The 22,906-nt window shown below is 59.9% G+C and carries 20 protein-coding genes and 1 pseudogene; 10 read left to right on the top strand and 11 right to left on the bottom strand.

Features of this window, described 5'->3' with window-relative positions; genetic code table 11:
* Positions 1-100: 100 nt before the first annotated feature.
* Complete coding sequence (locus VJS46_RS09425; RefSeq protein WP_324059801.1) at positions 101-1,075, bottom strand: diacylglycerol/lipid kinase family protein; 975 nt, start codon at positions 1,073-1,075, stop codon at positions 101-103.
* A gap of 13 nt (positions 1,076-1,088) precedes the next feature.
* A complete protein-coding gene (locus VJS46_RS09420) occupies positions 1,089-1,619 on the bottom strand; it encodes a DUF2141 domain-containing protein (protein WP_324059773.1) in 531 nt (176 codons plus the stop codon).
* A gap of 131 nt (positions 1,620-1,750) precedes the next feature.
* On the opposite strand from VJS46_RS09420, the gene lptF reads away from it, so the two are divergent.
* From lptF to VJS46_RS09395, 5 genes are all read left to right on the top strand, one after another.
* The gene (gene lptF, locus VJS46_RS09415) at positions 1,751-2,956 is read left to right on the top strand and encodes an LPS export ABC transporter permease LptF (protein WP_324059800.1); all 1,206 of its coding nucleotides are present in this window, start codon (positions 1,751-1,753) and stop codon (positions 2,954-2,956) included.
* Between the two features lie 3 nt (positions 2,957-2,959).
* Entirely contained in the window at positions 2,960-4,054 is a 1,095-nt protein-coding gene (lptG, locus tag VJS46_RS09410) for an LPS export ABC transporter permease LptG (RefSeq protein WP_324059772.1), read from the top strand.
* Positions 4,055-4,254: 200 nt separating this feature from the next.
* Complete coding sequence (locus VJS46_RS09405) at positions 4,255-4,965, top strand: sterol desaturase family protein (protein WP_324059799.1); 711 nt, start codon at positions 4,255-4,257, stop codon at positions 4,963-4,965.
* A gap of 99 nt (positions 4,966-5,064) precedes the next feature.
* A complete protein-coding gene (locus VJS46_RS09400) occupies positions 5,065-6,222 on the top strand; it encodes an N-acetyltransferase (protein ID WP_324059771.1) in 1,158 nt (385 codons plus the stop codon).
* Between the two features lie 133 nt (positions 6,223-6,355).
* On the top strand, positions 6,356-7,525 hold the full coding sequence (locus VJS46_RS09395; protein ID WP_324059770.1) for an acyltransferase: 1,170 nt from the start codon (positions 6,356-6,358) through the stop codon (positions 7,523-7,525).
* Between the two features lie 2 nt (positions 7,526-7,527).
* On the opposite strand, the gene VJS46_RS09390 is transcribed toward VJS46_RS09395, so the two are convergent.
* From VJS46_RS09390 to VJS46_RS09380, 3 genes and pseudogenes are all read right to left on the bottom strand, one after another.
* On the bottom strand, positions 7,528-8,379 hold the full coding sequence (locus tag VJS46_RS09390; protein WP_324059769.1) for an SDR family oxidoreductase: 852 nt from the start codon (positions 8,377-8,379) through the stop codon (positions 7,528-7,530).
* 67 nt (positions 8,380-8,446) lie between these two features.
* Entirely contained in the window at positions 8,447-9,418 is a 972-nt protein-coding gene (locus VJS46_RS09385; protein WP_324059768.1) for a DNA topoisomerase IB, read from the bottom strand.
* A 29-nt stretch (positions 9,419-9,447) separates the two neighbouring features.
* Positions 9,448-10,107 (bottom strand): annotated as a pseudogene (locus tag VJS46_RS09380) (UdgX family uracil-DNA binding protein); the annotation flags it as partial.
* A gap of 137 nt (positions 10,108-10,244) precedes the next feature.
* Here VJS46_RS09380 and VJS46_RS09375 point away from each other — a divergent pair.
* From VJS46_RS09375 to VJS46_RS09360, 4 genes are all read left to right on the top strand, one after another.
* A complete protein-coding gene (locus VJS46_RS09375) occupies positions 10,245-10,430 on the top strand; it encodes a DUF3008 family protein (protein ID WP_324059766.1) in 186 nt (61 codons plus the stop codon).
* A 28-nt stretch (positions 10,431-10,458) separates the two neighbouring features.
* On the top strand, positions 10,459-11,346 hold the full coding sequence (locus VJS46_RS09370; protein ID WP_324059765.1) for a Ku protein: 888 nt from the start codon (positions 10,459-10,461) through the stop codon (positions 11,344-11,346).
* A 3-nt stretch (positions 11,347-11,349) separates the two neighbouring features.
* Positions 11,350-13,788 carry a DNA ligase D gene (gene ligD / locus VJS46_RS09365; protein WP_324059764.1) on the top strand — a complete coding sequence of 813 codons (2,439 nt, stop codon included), beginning with the start codon at positions 11,350-11,352 and terminating at the stop codon, positions 13,786-13,788.
* A 94-nt stretch (positions 13,789-13,882) separates the two neighbouring features.
* Positions 13,883-14,314, top strand: coding sequence for a CBS domain-containing protein (locus tag VJS46_RS09360; protein ID WP_324059763.1), 432 nt, complete (start codon positions 13,883-13,885; stop codon positions 14,312-14,314).
* Between the two features lie 185 nt (positions 14,315-14,499).
* On the opposite strand, the gene VJS46_RS09355 is transcribed toward VJS46_RS09360, so the two are convergent.
* Positions 14,500-15,477: a LysR family transcriptional regulator gene (locus VJS46_RS09355; RefSeq protein ID WP_324059762.1), complete on the bottom strand. Its 978-nt coding sequence runs from the start codon at positions 15,475-15,477 to the stop codon at positions 14,500-14,502.
* A 235-nt stretch (positions 15,478-15,712) separates the two neighbouring features.
* On the opposite strand from VJS46_RS09355, the gene VJS46_RS09350 reads away from it, so the two are divergent.
* Positions 15,713-16,603 (top strand): LysR family transcriptional regulator, encoded by an 891-nt coding sequence (locus VJS46_RS09350; RefSeq protein WP_324059761.1) that lies wholly within the window; start codon positions 15,713-15,715, stop codon positions 16,601-16,603.
* Positions 16,604-16,627: 24 nt separating this feature from the next.
* Here VJS46_RS09350 and VJS46_RS09345 read toward each other — a convergent pair whose 3' ends face one another.
* The 5 genes from VJS46_RS09345 to rpmE form a co-directional block, all read right to left on the bottom strand.
* Positions 16,628-18,277 carry a Glu/Leu/Phe/Val dehydrogenase dimerization domain-containing protein gene (locus tag VJS46_RS09345; RefSeq protein ID WP_324059760.1) on the bottom strand — a complete coding sequence of 550 codons (1,650 nt, stop codon included), beginning with the start codon at positions 18,275-18,277 and terminating at the stop codon, positions 16,628-16,630.
* Between the two features lie 23 nt (positions 18,278-18,300).
* Complete coding sequence (locus VJS46_RS09340; RefSeq protein ID WP_324059759.1) at positions 18,301-18,669, bottom strand: Hpt domain-containing protein; 369 nt, start codon at positions 18,667-18,669, stop codon at positions 18,301-18,303.
* Positions 18,666-21,356 carry a response regulator gene (locus VJS46_RS09335; RefSeq protein ID WP_324059758.1) on the bottom strand — a complete coding sequence of 897 codons (2,691 nt, stop codon included), beginning with the start codon at positions 21,354-21,356 and terminating at the stop codon, positions 18,666-18,668. Before VJS46_RS09335 ends, VJS46_RS09340 begins: the two co-directional genes overlap by 4 nt.
* On the bottom strand, positions 21,353-22,147 hold the full coding sequence (locus VJS46_RS09330; RefSeq protein WP_324059757.1) for a tetratricopeptide repeat protein: 795 nt from the start codon (positions 22,145-22,147) through the stop codon (positions 21,353-21,355). The genes VJS46_RS09335 and VJS46_RS09330 overlap by 4 nt, the downstream gene beginning before the upstream one ends.
* A 185-nt stretch (positions 22,148-22,332) precedes the next feature.
* Complete coding sequence (gene rpmE / locus VJS46_RS09325) at positions 22,333-22,563, bottom strand: 50S ribosomal protein L31 (RefSeq protein ID WP_324059756.1); 231 nt, start codon at positions 22,561-22,563, stop codon at positions 22,333-22,335.
* Between the last annotated feature and the right edge of the window lie 343 nt (positions 22,564-22,906).

Genomic DNA, 22,906 nt, shown 5'->3' with positions numbered 1-22,906 from the left:
GCTAGGTCCAAGCAGTCAAGCCTTCATATCCTCTCCCCATGGGAGAGGGAACACAGAGCTTCCGCCGCCAGCATCGGCCCTCTTAATAAAGACCTGCTACTTACGCCGCCAGCCTCAGGAAGGGAACGGGCGGCGTGGATGTCAGCACAATCGGCTTGCCCGCATCCGCTTCGAACAGCTCTCCGTCCAGGATGACACTGCTATGCTCCCCCTCGATGCGGATCATATCGCCGCGCTCAAGGTGGATGCCCGTCAGCTTCCGCTTTCCGAGCTTGCCGGAGACGCTGGCGAAGAGCATCCGGAACAACGCGGAAAGACTGTGATCGACTGCCATCAGCTTCATGCTGCCGACGGCTTCAACCCCGTTGCCGGTGCGCGCGCCCAGAAGCAGCCGTTCCAGGGTAGTCACGATCAGCAGGGAGAAACGGCCCCTCAACTGGCCTTCCCTGATCAGCGACACCTCTATGGGCCGCGCCCTGGGCGGCATATATTTACCGCTGATCCCGAGCAGCAGCGAAAACACGACCGCCAGGGCCGTCAGGAAATGGCTAAGCCCGTTGGACAAGCCAAGCGGATAGATACGGTGACGGCAATAGAGGATATAATCCGCAAGGCCCGCCCCACCCAGAAACATGCCCAGCACTGGCCTGCTATCCGCTTGGCCATCGGACAGGGCGATCAATTCCCGCGCCACGACATGATCCTTAAGCCCGGTCTTGGCAAGCTCCACAATCCGATCGAGCGCCTTCAAGGGGTCGCCATGAATACCGAGGTCGAGCGCGATCAGGTTGGTCTTGCCATTGGGGAGCACGGCGATGGGTGGCACTTTCCCTTTGAAATGCTCACCCTGGTATAACTCGGTGAGCGCCGATTGCACCGTCCCGTCGCCGCCATTGATGACGATGACCGCCGGATTGACACGGGCTATGGTCTGCAGCGCCCTGCCGATCTGGTCGACATGTTCGACCTCATAATGGAAAATATCCGGATGATTGGCGCAATAGCTGCGCACACGCGGCAAAATGGCGCGGTTTCCCGTCGATTTTGGATTGGACAAGAGCGCCACGCACACCATCGCCGTCATGACCCTATCTGTTCCGTTTCAGCGGCTCGAAAGAGAGCCCCTGCACATAATTGAGGACCACGCGAATTGGCCGCGTCTCATTCCCCACCGAAAATTCGGCCTTGCTCATGCTCGGCTTTTTCTTGCTGATGAGGTCGCCAAGGCTGACATCGGGATTCCCCGAAAAGCCGCCCCCGTCCTTGCGGTCGCTCTTGCCATTGCCGTTCACGTCGTGCCGTACGGAAATGGCATAGCTGCCGGGCTTGGGCACAGGGACGCAAACATTGGCGCCGCCTGATGAAGGCACCGGCACATCGACACGCTCCAGCCACTCGCCCTTTTCAAGGAAGGTGCGGCTGTTGTTGGTATAGAGTTGCACGCGAAGCTTGCCGGTCCGGCTTTTCAATCCTTCGACCTGCACCAGCACGGCGCTGCCGCCATTATCGCACAGGGCGGCGTGCGGGCCGATTGCGGCAGCCTCGGCGCCCAAGGGCATAAATACGGTGAAAGCGGCGGATACCGCCACTGCCACTGATTTGCCCGCAAAATTCAACATGACCAATAGACTCCTGGAAGCTATAGCCCGGCTGACACCACCACCAGACGGGCGGCCCTGTTCGCCCCGCTTCGAGGATATGGATAGTATTTGCGGCCAAAACATGGTGACGGGACGACCAGATATTGAAAATGCTTAGTGCCACCGACCGTTATCTGGCGCGCCAGATCGCCTTGCCCCTTCTTGGGACATTGGTGATCGCGGCGATGCTGCTCGTTCTGGACAAGATGCTGCGCCTGTTCGACTTCGTCGCGGCAGAAGGTGGTCCGGTCAGCGTCGTGTGGCGGATGCTGGCGAATCTCATCCCCGAATATCTTTCCCTGGGGATTCCCATCGGCCTGATGCTTGGAATCCTGCTCGCTTTCCGCCGGCTGGCCCTTTCGTCGGAACTCGATGTCTTTCGGGCGGTGGGCCTCAGCTATGGCCGGTTGCTGCGTGTCCCCTATATGTACGCAATTGGCCTTGCGCTCGTGAACCTCGCCATTGTCGGCTTTGTCCAGCCCTATGCCCGCTATGCCTATGAAGGATTGCGATTCGAACTGAGGTCGGGCGCGCTCGGCGCATCGATCAAGGTCGGCGAGTTTACCAATCTCGGCAAGCGCATGACGCTCCGCATTGAGGAAAGCCGGGAAAATGGCCGTGATCTTTATGGCATTTTCGTGCGGATCGAGGATAAGAGCGGGCAGTCGCTTGCAGTCACCGCATCACGAGGCACATTCCTTGCGACCGATGATCCCGACACGATCATCTTCCGGCTCAAAAATGGCGTATTGGTCCACGAATCGCCCAAATATGAATCCCCCCGCATCCTGAGCTTCAGCTCGCACGATCTGCCCATCGACCTGCCCCAGATCGAAGCGTTCCGCGGCCGGGGGGATGCCGACCTGGAACTCACCATTCCCGAGTTGGTGAAGGCGGGAAGCGATAGCAATCCGAGCGAAAGATTGCGCAACGAGGCCCGTGCCAATTTTCACTTCCGTCTGGTCGAGGTCGCAATGATGCTGCTATTGCCCCTGGCGGCAATTGCCTTTGCCGTGCCGCCCAAGCGATCGACTTCCGCGCTCGGCGTTTTCCTGTCGGTGGTGTTCATCGTCACATACCACAAGATCAATGAATATGCGGAATCCTTGGGTGCGCTCGGAATCGTCAGCCCCATCATCGCGCTTTGGGTGCCCTTCCTGCTGTTCAGCGCGCTCATCCTATGGATGTATCATGTGAGCGCGCATCGTCCGGGCGGACAGCCGATCGGCGCCCTGGAACGCGCCTTCGCCAAGGTCGGCAAGTGGATCGGAAAATGGTTCCGCTTCGGCCGCCGCAAACTTCAGCAGGTCACCTGAGCCATGCAGCTGCAATTCTTTCCGTCCAAGACCATGGCCTTCTACATGGCCAAGATGTTCCTGGTCCGCACCTTTGCGGTGCTGGCGATGCTGGTACTAGTGCTGCAGACCCTGGACCTGCTCGGTGAATCGGGAAAGATTCTGGCTTATCCCGGCAATGGCGATGCGGAATTGTGGCGTTATATCGGCTTGCGGGTTCCGCAGATCATTGATCGCTTCCTCCCATTTTCGGTGCTTCTGGGCACGCTGATCACCTTGGCTACGCTCAATCAGAACAGCGAAGTCATATCGATGAAGGCCGCCGGCCTGTCGGCGCATCAGGTTCTCGCGCCCCTCCTTCTGACCAGCATAATAGTCGCCGCCATTAGCTTTGCCTTTGACGAACGCATCGTCGTTCGCGCGAATGCCTCGCTGGATGCCTGGCAGCAGGTGGAATATGGTCCCGTCCCCAGGGCCAGCGGCGTAAAGACCAATGTCTGGGTCAGGGACGGCGAACAACTGGTTCAGGCCGGAACCGTGCAGGGACGCGGCAAGGACACGGTTCTCGGCGACGTCCGCATCTTCACCCGCACGGACAATGTCCTGCGCAGCATCACCAAAGCGCCCAGGGCACGCTATGCCGGCGGCATGTGGCAACTTGAGGACGCTGTGCGCTTCGATGTTACGCGGGGCACGCAGGAACGCCTCGGGACGGTGCGGGTCGCACCGGAAGTAAGACCCGACCAGTTCACCTTGTCCAAGGTGGATCCCGATGGCCTTTCCTTTGGCGAACTGCGCCTGGCCATCGCCGATCTCAAGGACGCGGGACGGCCAATTCAATCGCTCGAAGCCAATCTGTGGCACAAGATTTCCGGACCGCTTTCCGCCACCCTCATGCCCTTGCTGGGTGCTGTGGCCGCCTTTGGCCTTGCCCGGTCGGGCAAGCTTTTTGTGCGGGCGGTCATCGGCATGGCGCTTGGTTTTGCCTATTTCGTGGCGGATAATTTCGCGCTCGCCATGGGCAACCTTGGCGCCTACCCGCCGTTGATGGCTGCATGGGCGCCGTTTTTCCTGTTCCTGCTGGTCGGCGAGACCGTCTTGATCCGCACCGAGGAATAGCCCCGGCTACCGAACTGGCGTAAAATATGGCAGCAAGAATCCGCGCTTGTCCTAAAACCGCCTTATTGCGGGGTGATAGGCCACCGCTATCAGCAGCGCCGCTCCTGCGCGGCGCGTAATGACGACAAAGAGGTTTCGACGTGAACAGGGCTGAAACGCAGCAGCAAAGCTTTTGGAAGCGCTCTCATCATCTGGACAAGATGACGCTGCGTGAACTGGTGGTCGCCTATTTTCAGTACCCAGCGATCATCGCCTATCTTGGCTTCGCAGCATTAACGGCGGCAATATGGGTCTATCAGCCCGCTCCGATGGTCCAGACGCTCGCCTCGATCGCCGCTGCAATCCTGCTTTATCCGCTGGTCTGGTATGCGCTGCACCGCTGGGTCCTCCACAGCAACTGGATGTTCAAGGTGCCGTTGCTCGCCTCGACCTGGAAGCGCATCCATTATGATCATCATCAGGATCCGAATCATCTGGAGGTGCTTTTCGGCGCGCTCCATACGACGCTGCCCACCATCGCGATTGCAACGGCGCCCGTGGGCTACGCCATTGGCGGCGTCGGCGGGGCAGCGATTGCCATTGCGACAGGGCTGGTGACGACCTGCTTCTATGAGTTCTGCCACTGCATCCAGCACCTCTCCTACAAGCCGAAGAACAAATGGCTGGCGGCGATGAAGGCGCGGCACATGGCGCATCATTTCCACGACGAGAAGGGCAATTACGGTATCACCAATTTCCTTTGGGACCGCCTGTTCGGCACATTCTACGAACGGCATGAGCGCAAGGAGAAGAGCCCGACCGTCTTCAACCTGGGCTATACCGACGAAGTGGCCAAGCGCTATCCCTGGGTCAAGGAGCTGTCCGGCGGCATCCTGGCAACGGGGCATCCCCGTCAGCGCGATAGGGATTAACCGCCCTTCCCTTTCGCCCTGAGCTGGTCGAAGGGCTTTCCTTATTTGAAGCAAAGTGACGGGCTTTGACAGGTTCAGCCCAAACGGGGGGTCCGAGGCATGAACAATCAGAACATCACCATCACGCCTGTCTCTTCCAAAGCGGACTTGAAGAGCTTCGTCGATCTTCCCTGGACCATTTACGCCAATGACGCCCATTGGGTGCCGCCCCTCAAGGACGAGGTTTATGCCCTTCTGACACCGGGCAAAAATCCCTGGTTCGAGCATGGCGAAGCGCAATATTTCCTGGCGCGGCGGGGAACGGAGATCACTGGCCGGATTTCCGCCCATATCGACCATCTCGCGCTCAAAATGCCGGCGGAACAGGGAATGGGACCCGGCACTGGCAATTGGGGCCTGCTGGAGGCGAAGGACGCTGAGAGCGCGAAGGCCCTTATAACCGCCGCCGAAGATTGGCTGCGTTCCAAGGGGATGATCCGTTCGCTCGGACCGCTGAGCATCTCGATCTGGGATGAACCCGGCCTTCTCATCCAGGGCCATGATCATCCGCCTACGGTGATGATGGGCCATAATCGCCCTGAATATGAGTCCTGGGTGGAAGCCGCCGGCTATAAGCCGGTCAAGCAGCTCAAGACCTACGAACTGGACATCACCCGCGGTTTTCCGCCCCTCATCGAACGTATCGTCCAGTCGGGAGAGAAAAGCCCGCGCATAAAGATCCGCCGCGTGGACAAGAAGCGTTTCGATGAGGAAGCGGCGATCATCCTTGGCATCTTGAATGACGCCTGGTCGGACAATTGGGGCTTCGTGCCCCTGACCGACGCGGAAATCGCCTATGCGGGCAAGAAGCTGAAGCCCATCGTCTTCAACGATCTCATCCGGATCGCTGAGGTCGAGGGGGAGCCGGTCGCCTTCATGATGACGCTGCCCGATCTCAATGAGGCGATCAAGCCACTCAACGGTTCTCTCTTTCCTTTCGGCTGGGCAAAGCTCCTTTGGTGGCTGCGTGCACCCAAGGTGAGGACCATGCGCGTACCGCTGATGGGCGTCGTCAAGCACCTGCAGGCTTCGCGCCTTGCAAGCCAGCTTGCTTTCATGATGATCGAATATATCCGCCGCGATTCCATCAGCCGCTTCGGCGCAAGCCGGGGCGAAATCGGATGGATCCTGGACGACAATCAGGGGATGAATGCGATTGCAGAAGCGATCGATAGCAAGGTGAACAAGGTTTACCAGATTTACGATAAGAGCTTGTAGAGCTTATCTATCGCAGCCTTGCCTCGCCCCGACCGTCAAGGGTGCCAATTTCACGTTCTATGACAAGGACATAGTTGAAGCCTTGTGAAGCGTTTCGCTAACCTCCCCGCCAGTTCAGGGAGACACAGCGAACATGGCCGAAAACCGCCCGACCATGGGCAAGCTGATCGAGCTCGACAGCCTGCGCGGCTTCATGGCGCTTTGGGTTTACCTCACCCATTTCATGTTCCTGCTTGGGATCGGGAAATCGGGTGTCGCCGGGCTCCTTTCCAACGGCAGTATGGCGGTCAGCGTCTTCATGATCCTGAGCGGCTTTGCCATTGCAACTTCATTGCTCGCGACGCCGCAGACCTATGGCCAATATATGGCGCGGCGCTTCTTCCGCATCTATCCCATCTATCTTGTCGGGCTGCTGCTGGGGCTTTTGACGTCCTGGGCCTATCCCGACCTTTTGCAATCATTGGGTTGGGCCGATCCCAAGGACATAGCCCGCATCGCCGTCCGCACAGAGGGTGAGACAGAGGCGTTCTGGCCTCATTTTCTGGGGCATCTGACCCTCATGCATGGGGCCGTTCCCGATCCGGTCCTTTACGGTTCGGCCCTGAGTTTCAACGGCCCGGCGTGGAGCCTGTCGCTTGAGATGCAATTCTATCTCGCCGCACCGCTGTTGCTGATGCTGCTGAAGGAACCGCTACGCTGGCCGCTCGCCTTTGGCGGATTGGTCCTGCTGGCGCTGATCGGAAAACAGCTATTCACACCCTATTTCCCGCAGGTGCCCTCCTTCCTTCCCATCACTCTCGTCTATTTCCTGTTGGGGATGCTCACGGCCCTCTATCTGCCGAAGCTGACGGAAAGGCCGCAGATATTGCTGGCCATCGCCGCCATATTGGTGCTGCTCGCCGCGCGCAGCGGCCAAATTCTTTTTGCCCTGCCGATCGCCGTCTGGGCCGCAACCATTCTCATCTGCTCGCTTCAGGGCTGGCCGCTGCTCGCTAAGCTGCGGGCGCTAATGGCTTGGCGGCCTTTCGTGGCCATGGGTGAGAGCTCTTACGGCTTCTATATACTGCATCTGCCGATCATGATCGGCTGGGGGAGCATTCTCCAGGCGCAGGGATATGGCACCGACAGGCCGGTCTTCGCGCTGGGTCTGCTCATCACGCTTCCGGTGACATTGGCAGCAGCCCATTTTTCCTACCGCTATTTCGAAGCTCCGATCAACGGCTGGGCGAAAAGGCGGTTCAGCGGCGCAAAGCTGCCGCCGGTTCTGACGCCCGCCAGCAATGCCGCCCTTGAAACCGCCTGATCCTATCCGCCCACAATCTCTCCGCCGTTGGGATGCAGTATCTGCCCGCTCATATAGCGTGAATCCTCGCACGCCAGGAACAGGAAGCTCGGCGCGACCTCATTGGGCTGCCCAGGGCGGCCCATCGGAGTGCCTTCGCCGAAATGCTCCACTTTTTCCGGCGGCGAGCCGCCGCAGGGATTGAGCGGCGTCCAGATCGGGCCCGGCGCCACGCCATTTACCCGGATGCCCTTCTTCACCAGATTTTCGGAGAGAGACCGGGTGAAGGCGGTGATCGCGCCCTTGGTTGAGGAATAATCCAGAAGCCCGCCCGATCCCTTGTACATGGTTACGGAGGTGCAGTTGATGATGGCGGACCCGCTGCTCAGATGGTCAAGGGCGGCTTGCACCATGAAGAACATCCCGAAGATGTTGGTCTGGAATGTCCGGCGGAGTTGTTCCTCGGTGATGTCGCGGATGTCCTCGTCGGGGTGCTGCTCGCCCGCGTTGTTCACCAGAATGTCGAGGCGGCCGAGTTCCTTTATGGTTTCTTCAATCGCCGCCTTGCAGAAGGCCTTGCTTCCGATATCGCCTGCAATGGCAACGGCCCTGTGGCCTTCTTCTTCGATGATGCGGCAGGTTTCCCGCGCATCGGCATGTTCGCACAGATAGATGATCGCGACATCCGCGCCTTCGCGAGCGAACAGTGCGGCTACGGCGCGGCCTATGCCACTGTCGCCGCCGGTGACAACCGCCACCTTGCCTTGCAGCCGCCCAGACCCCGGATAGCGGGGCTGCCACTCAGGCTTGGGATCGAGTTTCCCTTCCTCGCCGGGCAAACCGTCTTCATGAATCATGGGTTGAGTCTGGCTCATGAGATCGCTCCTTCTGGCGAACCAACGGCTCCTCTATGGCTTCGTTCCGGCCAAGGCCCTGAGTGCGTCAAGTGGGGCTTTCCGAGGGACAAGCTTCGAAAAGCTCCAGAAAGGCGATCAAGCCGCGTTCGATTGAGCTCAGATATTTCGTATCGCGCAGGCGCGGCACCACGGGCCGCCCCTGCCGCATCGCCGCAGCCTCCAGGATGCGCGGATGCACATAAGACTTCTTCGCGATCGGAGGCGTATTCCCAAGTGCATCGGCCACCGGCTCCAGCAGGGTCTTCAGCGGCACGCGCCCTTCTCCCGCCGCTGCGAGCTTGGCATAGGCTATCACGCTGGCGGTCCAGGTACGGAAATGCTTGGCGGAAAAACCTGCACCCATGGCCGAGCGGATATAGTCGTTGACGTCGGTGGAGCTTATCGGACGCACTTGGCCACTATCATCCTGACAGGCAAAGAGATGCTGACCCGGCAGGTCCTGGCAGCGCCGGACTATACGGGCCAGCGTCCGGTCATTGATGTCGATCTCATGCTTTCGGCCTGACTTGCCCACAAAGCGAAGGCGGATGGTCGACCCATCGATCCGGACGTGGCGCGTTCGAAGCGTGGTTGCGCCGAAGGTCCCGCTTTCCTTGGTGTAGCTTTCATTCCCCACGCGGATGCCGCTTTCGTCCAGCAGTCTCACGACCGCTGCAGCCAGCTTCTGCCGGTCCATGCCGGGGCGCTTCAGGTCCCTTTCGACCCTGCGCCTCAGCCGGGGAAGCGCTTGGCCGAAAGCGGCGCAGCGCCCGAACTTGTCCGCCTCCTGCTGCGCCCGGAAATCGGGGTGATAGCGATATTGCTTACGCCCCTTGTCGTCATATCCGATCGCCTGGATATGGCCATTGGCGTCGGCGCAGAACCAGGCGCGCCGATAGGCGGGGGGCAGGCCGACACGGTTCAGGCGGTCAATCTCATCCCGGTCGCTGATACGATTTCCCGCATGATCCCAATAGCTCCAGCCACGCCCCGCGCGCCGCCGGGTGATCCCCGGCATGCGATCGTCGGAAAAGCAGAGCATTCCGGTCAGGATCGGCCTCCCGCCACTTCGCTGGCGAGGTGCGCCACATTGCGCAGATCCCCGACGAAGCGGCCATATTCCTGCCGTGCATCCTCCCGATCGCGGATACGCAGCAGAAAGCTCGGATGAACGGTAACCCACAGCAGACCGCCATCGGCAAGTTCCAGCGGTGTCCCCCGCACCCGGCCGATGGTGACCACTTTACCCAGAAGCGCGCGAGCCGCCGTCGCGCCGAGGGCAATCGATACCGCGGGCCGCAGGAGCGCCCGCTCCCGGTCCAGCCAGAAACGGCATGCCTCGATCTCCCCGGCGTCGGGTTTCGAATGCAGCCTCCGTTTCCCGCGCTGGATGAATTTGAAGTGCTTGACGGCATTGGTCACATAGACGCGGGAGCGGTCGATACCTGCCTCGGATAGGGCCCGGTCGAAAATTCCGCCCGCTGGTCCGACAAAGGGCTTTCCGGCCAGATCCTCCTGGTCGCCCGGCTGCTCGCCCACAAACAGCAACGGCGCATTCAGCGGCCCCTCGCCAAAGACCGTCTGTGTCGCATGGCGATAGAGATGGCAGCGCGTGCAATGGGCGGCCTCGCCTCGTAGCGCTTCCCAATTTTCCCTCTTCCCGTCCACGCATCCTCTCCGGTCAGCGGACCGGCCAGAGTTCAGCTCGTCGGCCTGGTCCGCAATATGCCATGTTGACAAAACGGCCCTGCGCCAATCCGGCTCCCTTCCTATGGAACCTCGGGCTGAATGCGGCTTTGATTGCTTATCTGATCCGTAAGCTTTCACGGTAAAGGAGAAGCAACATGCCAGCCAAGTCGAAGGCGCAGCAAATGGCTGCCGGAGCTGCCCTGTCCGCCAAGCGTGGCGAGAAGAAGAAGGGCGAGCTCAAGGGCGCTTCCAAATCGATGTACGAGTCGATGAGCGAGAAGGAACTCAAGAAAATGGCGTCCACCAAGCAAAAGGGCAAACCGGAGCGGGTCGAGGATTAAATTCTTCGATTTTGCAGGAGCACAGCAAATGGCCGCACGGGCATATTGGCAGGGACAGATCAGGCTGGCCCTGGTCTCCATCGCCGTCGAGGTTTATTCCGCCACCAAGAGCGGTGCGAAGATCAGCTTCCGGCAAATCCACGAACCTTCCGGCAAACCCATCAAATATGAAAAGGTGGTACCGGGCATCGGCCCGGTCGACGCCGACGAAATCCTGAAGGGTTTCGAATATGAAAAGGGCAGCTATGTGCTGCTCGATCCTGAAGAGGTGGAAGCGGTCAAGCTGGAAAGCAAGAAGACGCTGGAACTGACGCAGTTCGTCGACCTGGATGAGATCGACGTGCTCTATTATGAAACGCCCTATTATGTGGTTCCGGCCGATGACTTGGCAGAGGAAGCCTTTGTCGTCCTGCGCGAGGCGCTGAAGCGCGCCAAAAAGGTGGGGCTCGGCCAGCTCACCCTGCGCGGACGCGAATATGTGGTGAGCCTCAAACCTTGCGGCAGGGGCATGGTGCTGGAGACGCTGCGCTATGCCGACGAGGTCAACAAGGCGCAGTCCTATTTCCGCGACATTGGCGACATAAAGCCAGATGAGGAACTGCTGGAACTTGCCGAAGCGCTGATCCAGAAGAAAACTGCGCCCTTCAAACCTGATGCGTTCCAGGACCACTATGTCGATGCGTTAAAAGATCTCGTGGCCCGCAAGCTGAAGGCCAAGGGCGGCAAGGTGACGCCCGAGGAGGAGCCTGCTCGGCCGAGTGGCTCCAATGTCATTGACCTGATGGCGGCGCTGAAGCGGTCCATTGAAAAGCCCGAGGCAGCGGCTCCGCCCAAGAAACCGGCAGCGCGCAAGGCGGCTCCCAAGACAAAGGCATCCCCCGCCAAGCCTGCGCCCAAGGCTCGCAAGAGGGCATGATCCATGGCCACGACGGCAGATCCGCTTGCCCTGTACAATGCCAAGCGCGACTTTACCAAAACCGCTGAACCGCGCGGCAAGCGGGCGGCCGCCAAGGGCAACAGCTTCATAGTTCAAAAACATGATGCCACTCGCCTGCATTGGGACCTGCGGCTTGAGATGGACGGCGTTCTCAAAAGCTGGGCGGTGACTCGCGGCCCAAGCCTGGACCCTGCGGACAAGCGGCTGGCGGTACGCACCGAGGACCATCCCCTTGATTATGCCACCTTCGAGGGCATCATCCCGGAAAAGGAATATGGCGGCGGCACGGTCATGCTCTGGGACCGCGGCACCTGGGAGCCGGTCAAGGGCAAGAAGGCCAGCGACCTTCAGAAAGGTCATCTGCATTTCATACTGCATGGCGAGAGAATGAAAGGGGAATGGCTGCTCATCCGTCTGAAGGGCAAACCCCGCGAAAAGCGCGAGAACTGGCTGCTGCGAAAGGTGGAGGACGAATTTGCAGGCTCAGGCGACCTGCTGACGGGCCGTGCACTCACCAGCGTCAAGACCGGGCGGACGATGCAGGAAATTGCGAGCAATATGAAAGCCCGGCCGCTTCCCAAGCCGAAACCACAAAAGCGAGGGGCGTTGAAGCTTCCGAAATTCCGTTCGCCCCAGCTTGCGACGCTGGTCGACCACGCCCCACCAGGCAACCAGTGGCTGCACGAACTGAAATATGATGGATACCGCTGCCTGCTCGCCATCGGCGGCGGGGAGGTGCGGGCTTACACGCGGTCGGGCCTTGACTGGTCGGACAAGTTTGCAGAGATCGTCGCCGCAGCGAAGAATATCGACGCTGGCTCCGCTCTCATCGATGGAGAGGTGGTCTGGCTCAATAATCAGGGCAAGACCGACTTTTCCGGGCTGCAGGCCGCTCTCAAGGACAAAGCGAAGGGCCTAACCTTTTTTGCTTTCGACCTTCTGGAAATGGACGGCGAGGATCTCACCAGACAGCCCAATATTCTCCGCAAGGAAAGGCTTCGTGGTCTCCTGCCCCCGAACCGGGGCGCGGCGATCCAACATGCCGAACATGTGGTGGGCGAAGGAGAAAAACTGCTCCGCGCCATGTGTGAGGCCGGACAGGAAGGCATTGTGTCGAAGCGGGCCGATGCGCCTTATGCAAGCCGCCGGACAATGAGTTGGCTGAAGGTCAAATGCACGCTGCGGCAGGAATTCGTCATCGTCGGCTGGACCCCTAGCTCAGCCAGAGCCCGGCCCTTTTCCTCCCTTTTGCTCGCGCAATATGATGGGGGGGAGCTCTACTACAAGGGACGAGTTGGCACTGGCTTCGACACCGCGATGCTCAATGGCCTGCGCGACAAGATGGACAAGCTTGCGCGTGACAAGCCAGCTCTTGACGTGCCAGCTTCTGAACGGCGGCATGTCCGCTGGATACAGCCCAAGCTGGTGGCGGAAGTCGCCTTCACCGAATTTACGGCCGATGGTGTCGTCCGCCACGGCAGTTTCCTGGGCTTGCGAAGTGACAAGCCTGCAAAAGAGGTCGTGCCGGAAATGCCCGCCCTAGTCGCTGACCCGCCCATTTCCAGCGTCAAGATCAGCAATCGGGATCGCATCATCTTTCCCGGCTCGGGCATAACCAAGGGCGAGCTCGCCGATTATTATGCCGGGGTTTCGGCCATCATGCTGCCCTGGATGGCCAACCGGCCCATCAGCTTGGTTCGCTGCCCACAGGGGCGAGGGAAGAAATGCTTTTTCCAGAAGCACGACGCGGGAAGCTTTGGCAAGCATGTCCATCACGTCGACATCAAGGAAAAGGATGGCGGCACAGAGCCCTATCTGTGCCTCAGCGATGCGGACGGGATCGCCGCCTGTGTCCAGATGGGAACGATCGAGTTTCACGGATGGGGATCACTTGCGAGCGATGTCGAACGGCCCGACCGTATGGTGTTCGACCTGGACCCTGATGAGGGACTGGATTTCGACATAGTGAAAAAAGCTGCCAGGGACTTGCGGCGGCATCTTTCCGACATGGGCCTTGTCACCTTCCCGATGCTCACTGGCGGCAAGGGCGTGCATGTCATCGTGCCTCTGACGCCAGAGGCCGAATGGCCGCTGGTCACCGACTTTGCGCGCCGCTTTGCGACGGCCTTGGCGGAAGCCGAACCCGACCGCTTCACCGCCACAATGTCGAAGGCGCGGCGCAAGGGCCGTATCTTCGTCGACTGGCTGCGCAATCAGCGAGGTTCAACCGCCATCATGCCCTATGCCGTGCGGGCGCGGGATGAGGCGCCGGTGGCCGCCCCCCTCAGTTGGGAAGAACTGGCCGATATTGAGAAAGCATCCCGCTTTACGGTCAGGGACATGCAACTTCTGCTCGAACGCGCCCGCAGCCGCCCCCTTGCCGGATGGGGCATAGCCCGCCAGGCTCTACCCGAACATTAGGTCGGGGCCTTGCGCCATTTGGCGCACTTTCAATGGAACTAGTCCGAAGGGCATCCTTTCTTACGAGTGAACCATCAGGACAAGGAGAGGCCAGATGAAAATCTTGGAATGCATGTCGCGCGATGTCCGGACGGTAAATGCCGACGAACCCATCCAGGAAGCAGCTACCACGATGGCGGACATCGATTCAGGTATTTTACCGGTGTCCAAGGAGGATCGCCTAGTGGGCATGATCACTGATCGCGACATCGCGATCCGGGCCATCGCCCGAGGGCGTGGCCCGTCGACGCCGGTTCAGGAGGTCATGAGCAACGAAGTCCGCTACTGCTTCGACGACGAGGATGTGGACGATGTGCTCGACAATATGGCGGACATACAGGTTCGGCGCTTGCCGGTGGTGAACCGCGACAAGAGGCTGGTGGGTATCGTGTCGATCAGCGATCTTGCATCTGGAGCCAGCCCGGCCCATGCAGGCGAAGCGCTGGGCGAGATCGCCAGGCCAAGCACCCTTCACTCCCAGTCCTGAAAAACCACCAACCTGCTTTGGTAAAGATTGGCGGGAAGGGCGGCCAGTGCCCTTCCCGCCAGCAGGCGCTCAAAACCCCACTCGAGCGGTTCCTGCTTGAGGCAGATTAAGGCGTTCGGCGGCAAAAGCATGCCTAAATGATGCATAAGGCTTATGCATGCATCGCTGTGCGGCCAAGCAGCTCTTCACAGATCAGCCACGCACGGCACCCCGGCGCCCCGCTCGACCCGCGACTGGGCATGATGACTATAGGCCTGCTGAGAAAATATGCGCTGGATCAGCCGGCGGAGCCACATATTGAAGGGATCGGTCTTCGCCCGCCGATGGAAAAATTGACAAACGGAAAATGAAGGAAGCTGGAATTCCGTTTCCACTATCTTCAGGTTGAATCTCTCTTGATAGACTTGCGCCACGGGCTCGGGAACAATGGCGATATATTCGCTGCTGGACCCTACCAGATGTGGCACAATAAGCGCGTGGTGGGTCCTCACCGCGACGTTCCGCCTTATTCCCGCAGCGTCAAGAGCCTCAGCCAATCTGTGACGATCCGTTGCCATGGGGAGGATAATTATCTCCCTCTGCCGGCTGAATTGCTGGGGCGTGATAGAGCCCTGCAAAGGGCAGTCGGGCGCTACGATTACAGAAAAGCGGAACTCACAGAGTTTCTGCTGCAGGATATTGGCCGAAAGGGGCACAGGTACGCCCAGAACAAGATCGACCGTGCCACTGGCAAGTGCCTGTTCCATTCCCTCCCGTGTGTAGGAGCGGCTGTCGATAGAGCAGCCTGGAGCCTCCGCACGCAGAGCGCTCAGCAGCGAAGGCAGCATGGTCAGTTCCACCGTATCGCCCAGACCAAGGTTGATGGCACGCTGGCTCGATTGCGGCACGAAGGGGACCGACCGAAGCAAGGCTGAATCGGCATGAGCCACAAAGGCTCGCACGGCATCCGCCAATTCCGTTGCCCTTTCGGTCGGCATCACGCCTTCCTGCGTTTTCACAAAGAGTTCATCGCCAAAATAGGCCCGCAAACGGCCCAGGGCATGGCTTATGGCGCTTTGACTTCGGCCAAGCTCGCGCGCGGCTCGGGATACGCTGCCATGGGTGAGAAGGGCATCGAAAACTATGAACAGATTGAGATCAAGTTCCCGGTATTTATCGATCATCAGCCTCCCCCAAGAGGCAAGCAACGTGGATCAGCTCCCCCTCCATCGCGTAATGAATAAACTCTACTACAAAATTTAATAGAGGGTTTTCGACACACAGGAATTACGCATTTTTACGGTGGAGAAATGGCCGCAAGCTTTCATTCGCCGAGGCCAGCCGCTGCAGGAGATAAGCTTTTGCTTATCCCGAAGTTTTCATTTATCTGAGAGAAAATTTTGCCTTAGCACCCAGGTCATGGCCAGCATCACTCTCCGCCAACTCGAAGTCTTCGCGCTGATCATGGAGCATGGAAGCTTCCGTGCATGCGCCCGGCAGCTCGGCGTTTCGCAGGTTGCGATAAGCGATCATGTACGGCAACTGGAAGAACGGCTGGGACATCAATTATTCAAGCGCGTCCGCGGTGGGGCCTCCATTTTGACGCCAGAGGGTGAGCGAGCTTTTCTTCACGCCACCAAGATATTGGCTGCGCGGGACGGGCTGATCGCGGAGATGAAAGAGCCGGAACTCGCGCCCACAGGCAGGAAACTCGTCATCTCCGCCCATAGCGATATTCTGCGCTATTTTCAGGAAGCACTCGGACAATTTGAGGACAAACATCCGCAAATCGCCATCGAGTTGGATCTCGACACCTTCACGGCTGATGCCGTTGAAGAGAAGATGCAAAATTGTGCCGTCGACATCGGCTTTTTCTATACCCTCGCGCCTCCCCCCGGCATGGATTCGGTGCTGATGTGGCACGAACCGCTGGCCTTCTTTGTGGCGCAGGATCATATTCTTGCGCAGCAGGAGCAGGTCACGGCGGCCGATCTTTCGAACTTTCCGCTCATCCGGCAAGGACCTCATAACCGGCTGCGATTGCTGATCGATAGGGCGATGGAACTGGCCGGTCTCGGGCGCTGCTCCGTCGCCACGGAGACAGATAATTTCGGCCTGATGCTGACCAGCCTGCGCAATGGGCAGGGCTTTGCCTGCATGTTCGAATCCTCGGCAGGCGCGCTCATGAGGCTCGGCGGGATCAAGCGGATAGATTTTGGCGGCCATCTGGTGGCAATTGAGGTTCGCCGGGCGATTCATCCGTCTTGGTATAGCGATCCGCTGATCGCGGAACTGCTCGCGGCCCTTTGAGAGGGTCAAAACCCCGCGCCCTGGTTACGGATAAATGCCGCGCAACATATTGGCGTCGCCCACGCGGCTCAGCGCCTCGATCATTGCCGCGGTGCGCAAGTCCACCTTTTCCGCGGACGCTCTGCGCTGCGTGCGGCCTAGCGCATCCGTCAGTATGGACCGCATCCGCGCATTGATCTCTTCAATCGGCCACATCAGGTTCTGCAAGCCCTGCACCCATTCGAAATAGGAAACGATCACGCCTCCCGCATTTGACAAAATATCGGGAAGGACGGTGATGCCCCGCTCCTTCAATATCTCGTCGGCTTCCAGCGTCGTGGGACCGTTCGCGCCTTCCGCTAGGATCTGGCACCTGATCCTGCCGGCATTGTCCGCTGTGATCTGGTTTTGAAGGGCGCACGGCGCCAATATCTCGCAATCCAGTTCAAGCAGCTCCTGCCGGGAGATTTTTTCTCCGATCGGGCAGTTCCAGAGCAGCCGGTTCTGGAACGCAAACTCTCTCAGCTTCTGAACCGGCAGGCCGTTCCCGTCATACAAAGCCGCGCTGACATCGCTCACGCCAATGACCTTTGCCCCCGCTTCCGCCAGGAAAGTCGCCGCATGTGCGCCCACATTGCCGAACCCCTGGACGACTGCCCGCGCGCCCTGCAGGTTGATGTGCATCTGATCGCATAGATCCTCGATCAGATAGACGAGCCCCCTCCCCGTCGCCTCATGCCGCCCCTGCGATCCCCCAAGCACAATGGGCTTGCCGGTCACCACCGATGGCACGGAGTGGCCAACATGCTCACTATAGGTGTCCATGATCCAAGCCATGACCTGCGCGTCGGTGCCCATATCGGGTGCCGGAATGTCCCTGTCAGGCCCAAGAATGTCGATGAACTGAGAGGTATAGCGCCGGGACAGTCGTTCCATCTCGCCCCAGCTCAACATTGCCGGGTCCACGCGAATACCGCCTTTGGCGCCCCCGAACGGCAGCTTGGTGAGCGCGCATTTCCACGTCATCCACATCGCAAGCGCGGCAACTTCGCCAAGATTGACTTCAGGATGATAGCGGATGCCTCCCTTGGTCGGTCCCATGGTGAGTACATGCTGCACCCGATAGGCAAAGACCGTCTCCACATGGCCGCCCTCATCCCGCTTGAACGGCAGCGCCGCGATCTGGGCACGCTCCGGGAACAGCAGCCGCTGCCGGATATTGTCATCCAATCCGGCAATATAGGCTGCTTTCAGGAACTGCTGCTGTGCCAGGTGCAGCATGGCGGATGACCATTCCGCGCCCCGCGCATGCTTGCGTTCCATGGCATAATGGATCGACCGCACCAGCGACACGCCGTTGATCGAGTCCTTGAGCAGATAGTCTTGCGCTCCTCCTTCCACGGCTTTGCTGGCAAGGGTAACGTCGTCCATTGCGCTCTGGATGATGATCGGCGTGTCAAGGGCATGAGGATGAAGGCGGTAAAATGTGTCGAGCGCCGAACTGTCGGGCAACATCAGGTCAAGCAGGATGATGTCAATGCCGCCTTTGCCGATCCGGTCAATGGCGTCCCCCAGATTGCCGGCGGTCTGCACATCGAATATCGGATGATCCGAACGGCCGAGCAGGCGCTGGATCAGCCGGACATAGAGGGGATTGTCTTCCACCAGAAGGACAGTGATGTGCTTGCTCGCCATGGCAGAATCCTTGTTGCTGCTATCTAAAGGCCCTTTTTCTCCCCCGCGCCGGTACGGCCGATCCGCTCGGCCAAAGCGGCAGAGAGTTGCGAGACGCTGTTTTCCAGCGCCGCGAAACATTCGCTGGCCTTGCTCAAATCATTCTCGGCGCCCATCGCTTCCAGACGCATTGCATCGTCCACGACTGCCCCGGCCGCGAAAATACGTGCCGAGCCCTTGATGTTGTGGGCTGCGCGATGCAGCGCGGGCGCATCGCCAATGATGATGGCATCGCGAATCTGGCTTATCATGTCGGGGCAGCTCTCGATGAACAGCTTCGCCAGTTCCAGGAGCAGTTCCTGGCTGCCGTCGACATTTTCGAGCGCTCGCTCCCAATCCAGAAGCTTGATCATGACTCAAGCCCTCCTTTCCTGCTCTTCCCCTTCCTGCCCCGTGTTTCATCCTGAATTCCGGCCGCCGCCACATCCCAGTGGCTCTCAATCGCTGCGTAAAAATCTTCAGAGCGGAGCGGCTTGGAAACATAGCCATCCATCCCCGCCGCCAGGCAGCGTTCCTTGTCGCCGCGCATTGCATGGGCCGTCATGGCGATGATCGGGATGTGATGTCCCGTCTCCTTTTCCCTCTGCCGGATGGCGGCCGTTGCCTGAAAGCCATCCATATTCGGCATCTGAACGTCCATCAGGACGAGATCGAACGATCCGTTCGACAGCGCCGTCACCGCCTCCGCACCGTCCCCCACGATGGTGGCCTCATGGCCCCGGCGCTCCAGAAGCCGCTGTGCAAGGCGCTGGTTCACGGCATTGTCCTCGGCCACCAGGACCTTGAGCGGCCTCACTTCATGCTCAACCGGCACTGAAGGCAGCGCCGCTTCATCAGCAGTAACGCCCAGGACGGCAAAAATGGTCTCCAGCAATTCCGATTGGCGTACAGGCTTCAGCAGGAAATGGTTGATGCCAATCGCTTCCGCACGGCGGGCCACATCGTCCTTATGCGCGGAAGAGAGCATGATGATACCGGGATTGCCCAGTTCGGCCTCCCCGCGAATGGCATCCGCGACGGCAAGCCCATCCATGACCGGCATGATCATGTCGAGCAGCACCAGCTTATATGGCCGCCCTGCGCTGACCATCCTCCGCAAGGTCGCCAGCGCGTGTGTACCGCTCTCTGCGGTATGCGGCCGCATGCCCCAGCCTCGCAGCATCTCTTCAAGAATGCGGCGGTTTGTCTCATTGTCGTCGACCACCAGCACCGGCAACCCATGCAGGCTTGGCTGCAGGGCCTGCTCACTCGGCGCCACTTGCTCGGCCAATTCAAAAGGCAGGCTGAAACGGAATGTACTCCCTTTTCCGGCCTGGCTTTCAACCTCCAGCCGGCCGCCCATCAGCATCACCAGTTGCGAGGCGATGGAAAGGCCTAGCCCGGTGCCGCCGTAGCGCCGCGTGAAAGAGGCGTCCGCTTGCGAAAAGGCTTCGAAGATCATCTTCTGCTTGTCGAGCGCAATGCCGGTTCCCGTGTCGCTGACCCTAAAGTCCAGCCCCACATGACGGCCGGCCCGCCTTATCGCCCGCACGTCCAGTAAAACCTCTCCCTTTTCGGTAAAGCGAAGGGCGTTGCCGACGAGGTTGACCAACACCTGCCGCAACCGGTGCCGGTCGCCCATCAGATTGTCGGGCACGTCGAACGCGACATGGCAGGCAAGTTCCAGCCCCTTTTCCGTTGCCCGGCCTGCAAAGGCCTGCATGGTGTCGGCGAGTTCATCGCGCAGATGGAAGGGGGCATTTTCCAGCTCCAGCCGCCCCGCCTCGATCTTGGAAAAATCAAGGATGTCGTTGATAAGGTGAAGGAGGGATTCCGCCGACTGGCTGATCATCTGAAGATATTCGCGTTGCGCCGGGGTCAGCTCCGTCTCGCCAAGCAGGTCCGACGCCCCGATCACTCCGTTCATCGGGGTGCGGATCTCATGGCTCATATTGGCAAGGAACTGGCTTTTCGCGCGGGTCGCTTCTTCCGCCTTCTCCTTTGCCCCTCTCAGTTCACGTTCGGAGATTTCCAGTTGCAGCGTGCGTTCCTCCAGCTCCTGGTTTAGCTGCCGCAGCTCGGCCGTCCGCTCCTGAACGATGCGCTCGGTCTTCTGCCGGCGATTGGCAAGGGAAACCAGGTAGACCATCAGGAGCAGCGTCACTCCAAGGCCGCCCACCAGCGCGATCATCGGCCCGGCGACATCTGTGCGCCTCGCATCATATTCATCGGTCGCGGCGACATAGAGCGTAAAGACCTTGCGGCCGACCACCAGCGAACTGGAATGATAGAGTTCCGCCTCCACCGCAGCGCCCGGCAGATTCCGTTTCCCATCGGAACGGCGGACACTTTCAGGCGACAGCAAGGAAAACACGACCCGCCGTTCTGCCGGTGCACTGGCATCCAGCAGGTAGACATCGACCCCGCTGCTGGGCATCAGGTCCATCGCGTCCTGGATCACATCAACTATCCGGACAGTCGCGGCGATAAAGCCCCGAAGTGAGGCCCGGCGTTCTTCCATGCTCATCGTCATGCTGTCGCTGGCCTGGCGGTAGACGGGGGCAAAGACGGCGATATGCGGCTCGCCTTGCGGCGGAACATAGGCCGCCGCGCTCTCCTGCCCGCTATCACGTGCTTCTATCAGCGCCGTGCGCGCGGCAGGATGGTCCCCCCAATCACGACCAAGCTCCACGGGCGGCGCTCCTTCGGGAACTTCGGTGAATTCCGCGATGAAGCTATCTCCCTTGTCGGCGCCCAGAAACTGCACCGAGTCAATGCTGGACACATCTGCCAGCAGCACGCTGGTAAAGGCGCTGAATTCCTGCCGGCTGACGCTTGGCGCCGCATTATAATAGGCACTGATCGCATCGATCAGGCTTGTTTCCGAATCGAATTGCCGCTTCATCGCCTCAGCGCGTTGTTCGGATTCCAGCGCGAAGGATGTCGCCAATGAGGTCTGCTGCTCGCGCGCGAGCCATTGCCACACCGCAATCGTGATGGCGAGGCTTGCCAGTCCCGCGATGACCACCATCCAGTAGCCGGTCAAAAGCCGCCTGATCATGCTCCCCCTCCCTCGCTTGCAGTCCGCCAGCTACGGGCTTGATCCCGCGCCTGGCTGATCTGCTGGGGCGACATTCTGCCTTCCAGGCGAAGCATGGCTTCGGCGGCAACGGCCCTCGTGCGGCTACTGCGTGCACCGCTGCGGGCGAGCGAAATCCATTTATAGGCCTCCACATAGTTGCGGCTGACGCCAGTGCCTGAAAAATAGAGCATGCCCAACTCATATTGGGCCTCGGGGACGCCCTGCGCGGCCGAGCGGCTGAACCACTTCATCGCCCTTGTAGAGCTTTGCCGGACGCCTCCCCCCAATTTGTAGAGGATACCGAGGCCATATTGGGCCACGGAATGCCCCTGCTCGGCTGCGCGCGTGTACCAACGCGCAGCCTCCAGCAGGTCCTGCTCCACCCCCAGCCCGCGCAAGTACAGGTCACCCAGATGATATTGCGCGTTGGAGGAGCCCAGAGCCGCCGCTCGGCGAAGCAGCTTCGCAGCTTCATCATAGTCGCGAGGCACGCCGCGTCCCGTGCGGTAGAGGATTCCCAACTGCGTAAGGGCCCCCACATTCCCCTGACCGGCAAGAGCTCTGTAAATGCGCGCTGCCGAGGAATAGTCGCCCCTCGCTTGAGCCGCCCTGGCGTCGGAATAGGGATCCGCCCATAGCGGAGCGGGCATGGCCGCCAGTAGCCCGGTCAAGAGGAACTGAACGGCACTCAAAACCGGCAGCGGGACCTTCCAGCCGGTGCCGCCTGACGTTCGTCTATCGGGACCTGCTGCCTTGCTGCGGGTCTCCATGCCAGCTCCTGCCCCGGTGACAGGCCGCCGGGAGCCGAGATCATTCTGGCTTCATGTTACCCCAAATGGGACGGGCTTGCTCTATTTTTTACAATAGCGCGCTTTCCCGCATCAAGAAACGAGCCCTTTCGATTCCACAAAAAAGGGCGCCAGTGGCGCCCTTTTCATTCGCAATCTGAGACAGCTCAGCCCTTCTTGAGGGTAAGACCGCCAAAACGCTTGTTGAAGCGGGCCACCTGGCCGCCAGCGTCCAACAGGCGCTGATTGCCTCCGGTCCAGGCCGGGTGCGACGTCGGATCGATATCGAGCGCCAGCGTGTCCCCTTCCTTGCCCCAGGTGGAGCGCGTCTTGAAAGAGGTGCCGTCGGTCATCTGGACGGTGATGAAGTGATAATCGGGATGCGTGTCTTGTTTCATGTCACTCTGCTCCATGAGCGGCTGGTTTCCGACCAGCCTGAGGATGCGGTAAATTCGGCGAAGAGCGGCCCCTACCGCTATTTGGCGCGAAAGGCAAGCGGCGGGTTGGGAGTGAGGAGGGCTGTCATTCCCCTCCCGCTTGCGGGAGGGGTTAGGGGAGGGCATGTCCCTCCGCCGTGATTACAGCCCCTTCCCCGATCCCTCCCGCAAGCGGGAGGGATCGGGGAAGGTCAATAACAACCCAAAATCACCTTCAGGCGGGTGGGTCCGCAATCATGGCGGTGCATTGCGCTTCGGCCATCAATTTGCCGCCAACCATCGCCTTGCCCTCGAATTTGCAGAT

The sequence above is a fragment of the Rhizorhapis sp. genome, assembly GCF_035276005.1.
Taxonomy (GTDB): domain Bacteria; phylum Pseudomonadota; class Alphaproteobacteria; order Sphingomonadales; family Sphingomonadaceae; genus Rhizorhapis.
This window is presented reverse-complemented; position numbering and strand designations above follow the sequence as displayed.

Bases quoted from the DNA above. Each gene is read 5' to 3' on its own strand.
- rpmE (WP_324059756.1), bottom strand. From the start codon at position 22,563: ATGAAACAAGACACGCATCCCGATTATCACTTCATCACCGTCCAGATG.
- VJS46_RS09345 (WP_324059760.1), bottom strand. From the start codon at position 18,277: ATGGCGAGCAAGCACATCACTGTCCTTCTGGTGGAAGACAATCCCCTC.
- VJS46_RS09370 (WP_324059765.1), top strand. From the start codon at position 10,459: ATGGCCGCACGGGCATATTGGCAGGGACAGATCAGGCTGGCCCTGGTC.
- VJS46_RS09405 (WP_324059799.1), top strand. From the start codon at position 4,255: ATGACGCTGCGTGAACTGGTGGTCGCCTATTTTCAGTACCCAGCGATC.
- VJS46_RS09395 (WP_324059770.1), top strand. From the start codon at position 6,356: ATGGCCGAAAACCGCCCGACCATGGGCAAGCTGATCGAGCTCGACAGC.
- VJS46_RS09400 (WP_324059771.1), top strand. From the start codon at position 5,065: ATGAACAATCAGAACATCACCATCACGCCTGTCTCTTCCAAAGCGGAC.
- VJS46_RS09335 (WP_324059758.1), bottom strand. From the start codon at position 21,356: ATGATCAGGCGGCTTTTGACCGGCTACTGGATGGTGGTCATCGCGGGA.
- VJS46_RS09330 (WP_324059757.1), bottom strand. From the start codon at position 22,147: ATGGAGACCCGCAGCAAGGCAGCAGGTCCCGATAGACGAACGTCAGGC.
- VJS46_RS09385 (WP_324059768.1), bottom strand. From the start codon at position 9,418: ATGCCGGGGATCACCCGGCGGCGCGCGGGGCGTGGCTGGAGCTATTGG.
- lptG (WP_324059772.1), top strand. From the start codon at position 2,960: ATGCAGCTGCAATTCTTTCCGTCCAAGACCATGGCCTTCTACATGGCC.
- lptF (WP_324059800.1), top strand. From the start codon at position 1,751: ATGCTTAGTGCCACCGACCGTTATCTGGCGCGCCAGATCGCCTTGCCC.
- VJS46_RS09425 (WP_324059801.1), bottom strand. From the start codon at position 1,075: ATGGTGTGCGTGGCGCTCTTGTCCAATCCAAAATCGACGGGAAACCGC.
- VJS46_RS09350 (WP_324059761.1), top strand. From the start codon at position 15,713: ATGGCCAGCATCACTCTCCGCCAACTCGAAGTCTTCGCGCTGATCATG.
- VJS46_RS09355 (WP_324059762.1), bottom strand. From the start codon at position 15,477: ATGATCGATAAATACCGGGAACTTGATCTCAATCTGTTCATAGTTTTC.
- VJS46_RS09390 (WP_324059769.1), bottom strand. From the start codon at position 8,379: ATGAGCCAGACTCAACCCATGATTCATGAAGACGGTTTGCCCGGCGAG.
- VJS46_RS09340 (WP_324059759.1), bottom strand. From the start codon at position 18,669: ATGATCAAGCTTCTGGATTGGGAGCGAGCGCTCGAAAATGTCGACGGC.
- VJS46_RS09375 (WP_324059766.1), top strand. From the start codon at position 10,245: ATGCCAGCCAAGTCGAAGGCGCAGCAAATGGCTGCCGGAGCTGCCCTG.
- VJS46_RS09420 (WP_324059773.1), bottom strand. From the start codon at position 1,619: ATGTTGAATTTTGCGGGCAAATCAGTGGCAGTGGCGGTATCCGCCGCT.
- ligD (WP_324059764.1), top strand. From the start codon at position 11,350: ATGGCCACGACGGCAGATCCGCTTGCCCTGTACAATGCCAAGCGCGAC.
- VJS46_RS09360 (WP_324059763.1), top strand. From the start codon at position 13,883: ATGAAAATCTTGGAATGCATGTCGCGCGATGTCCGGACGGTAAATGCC.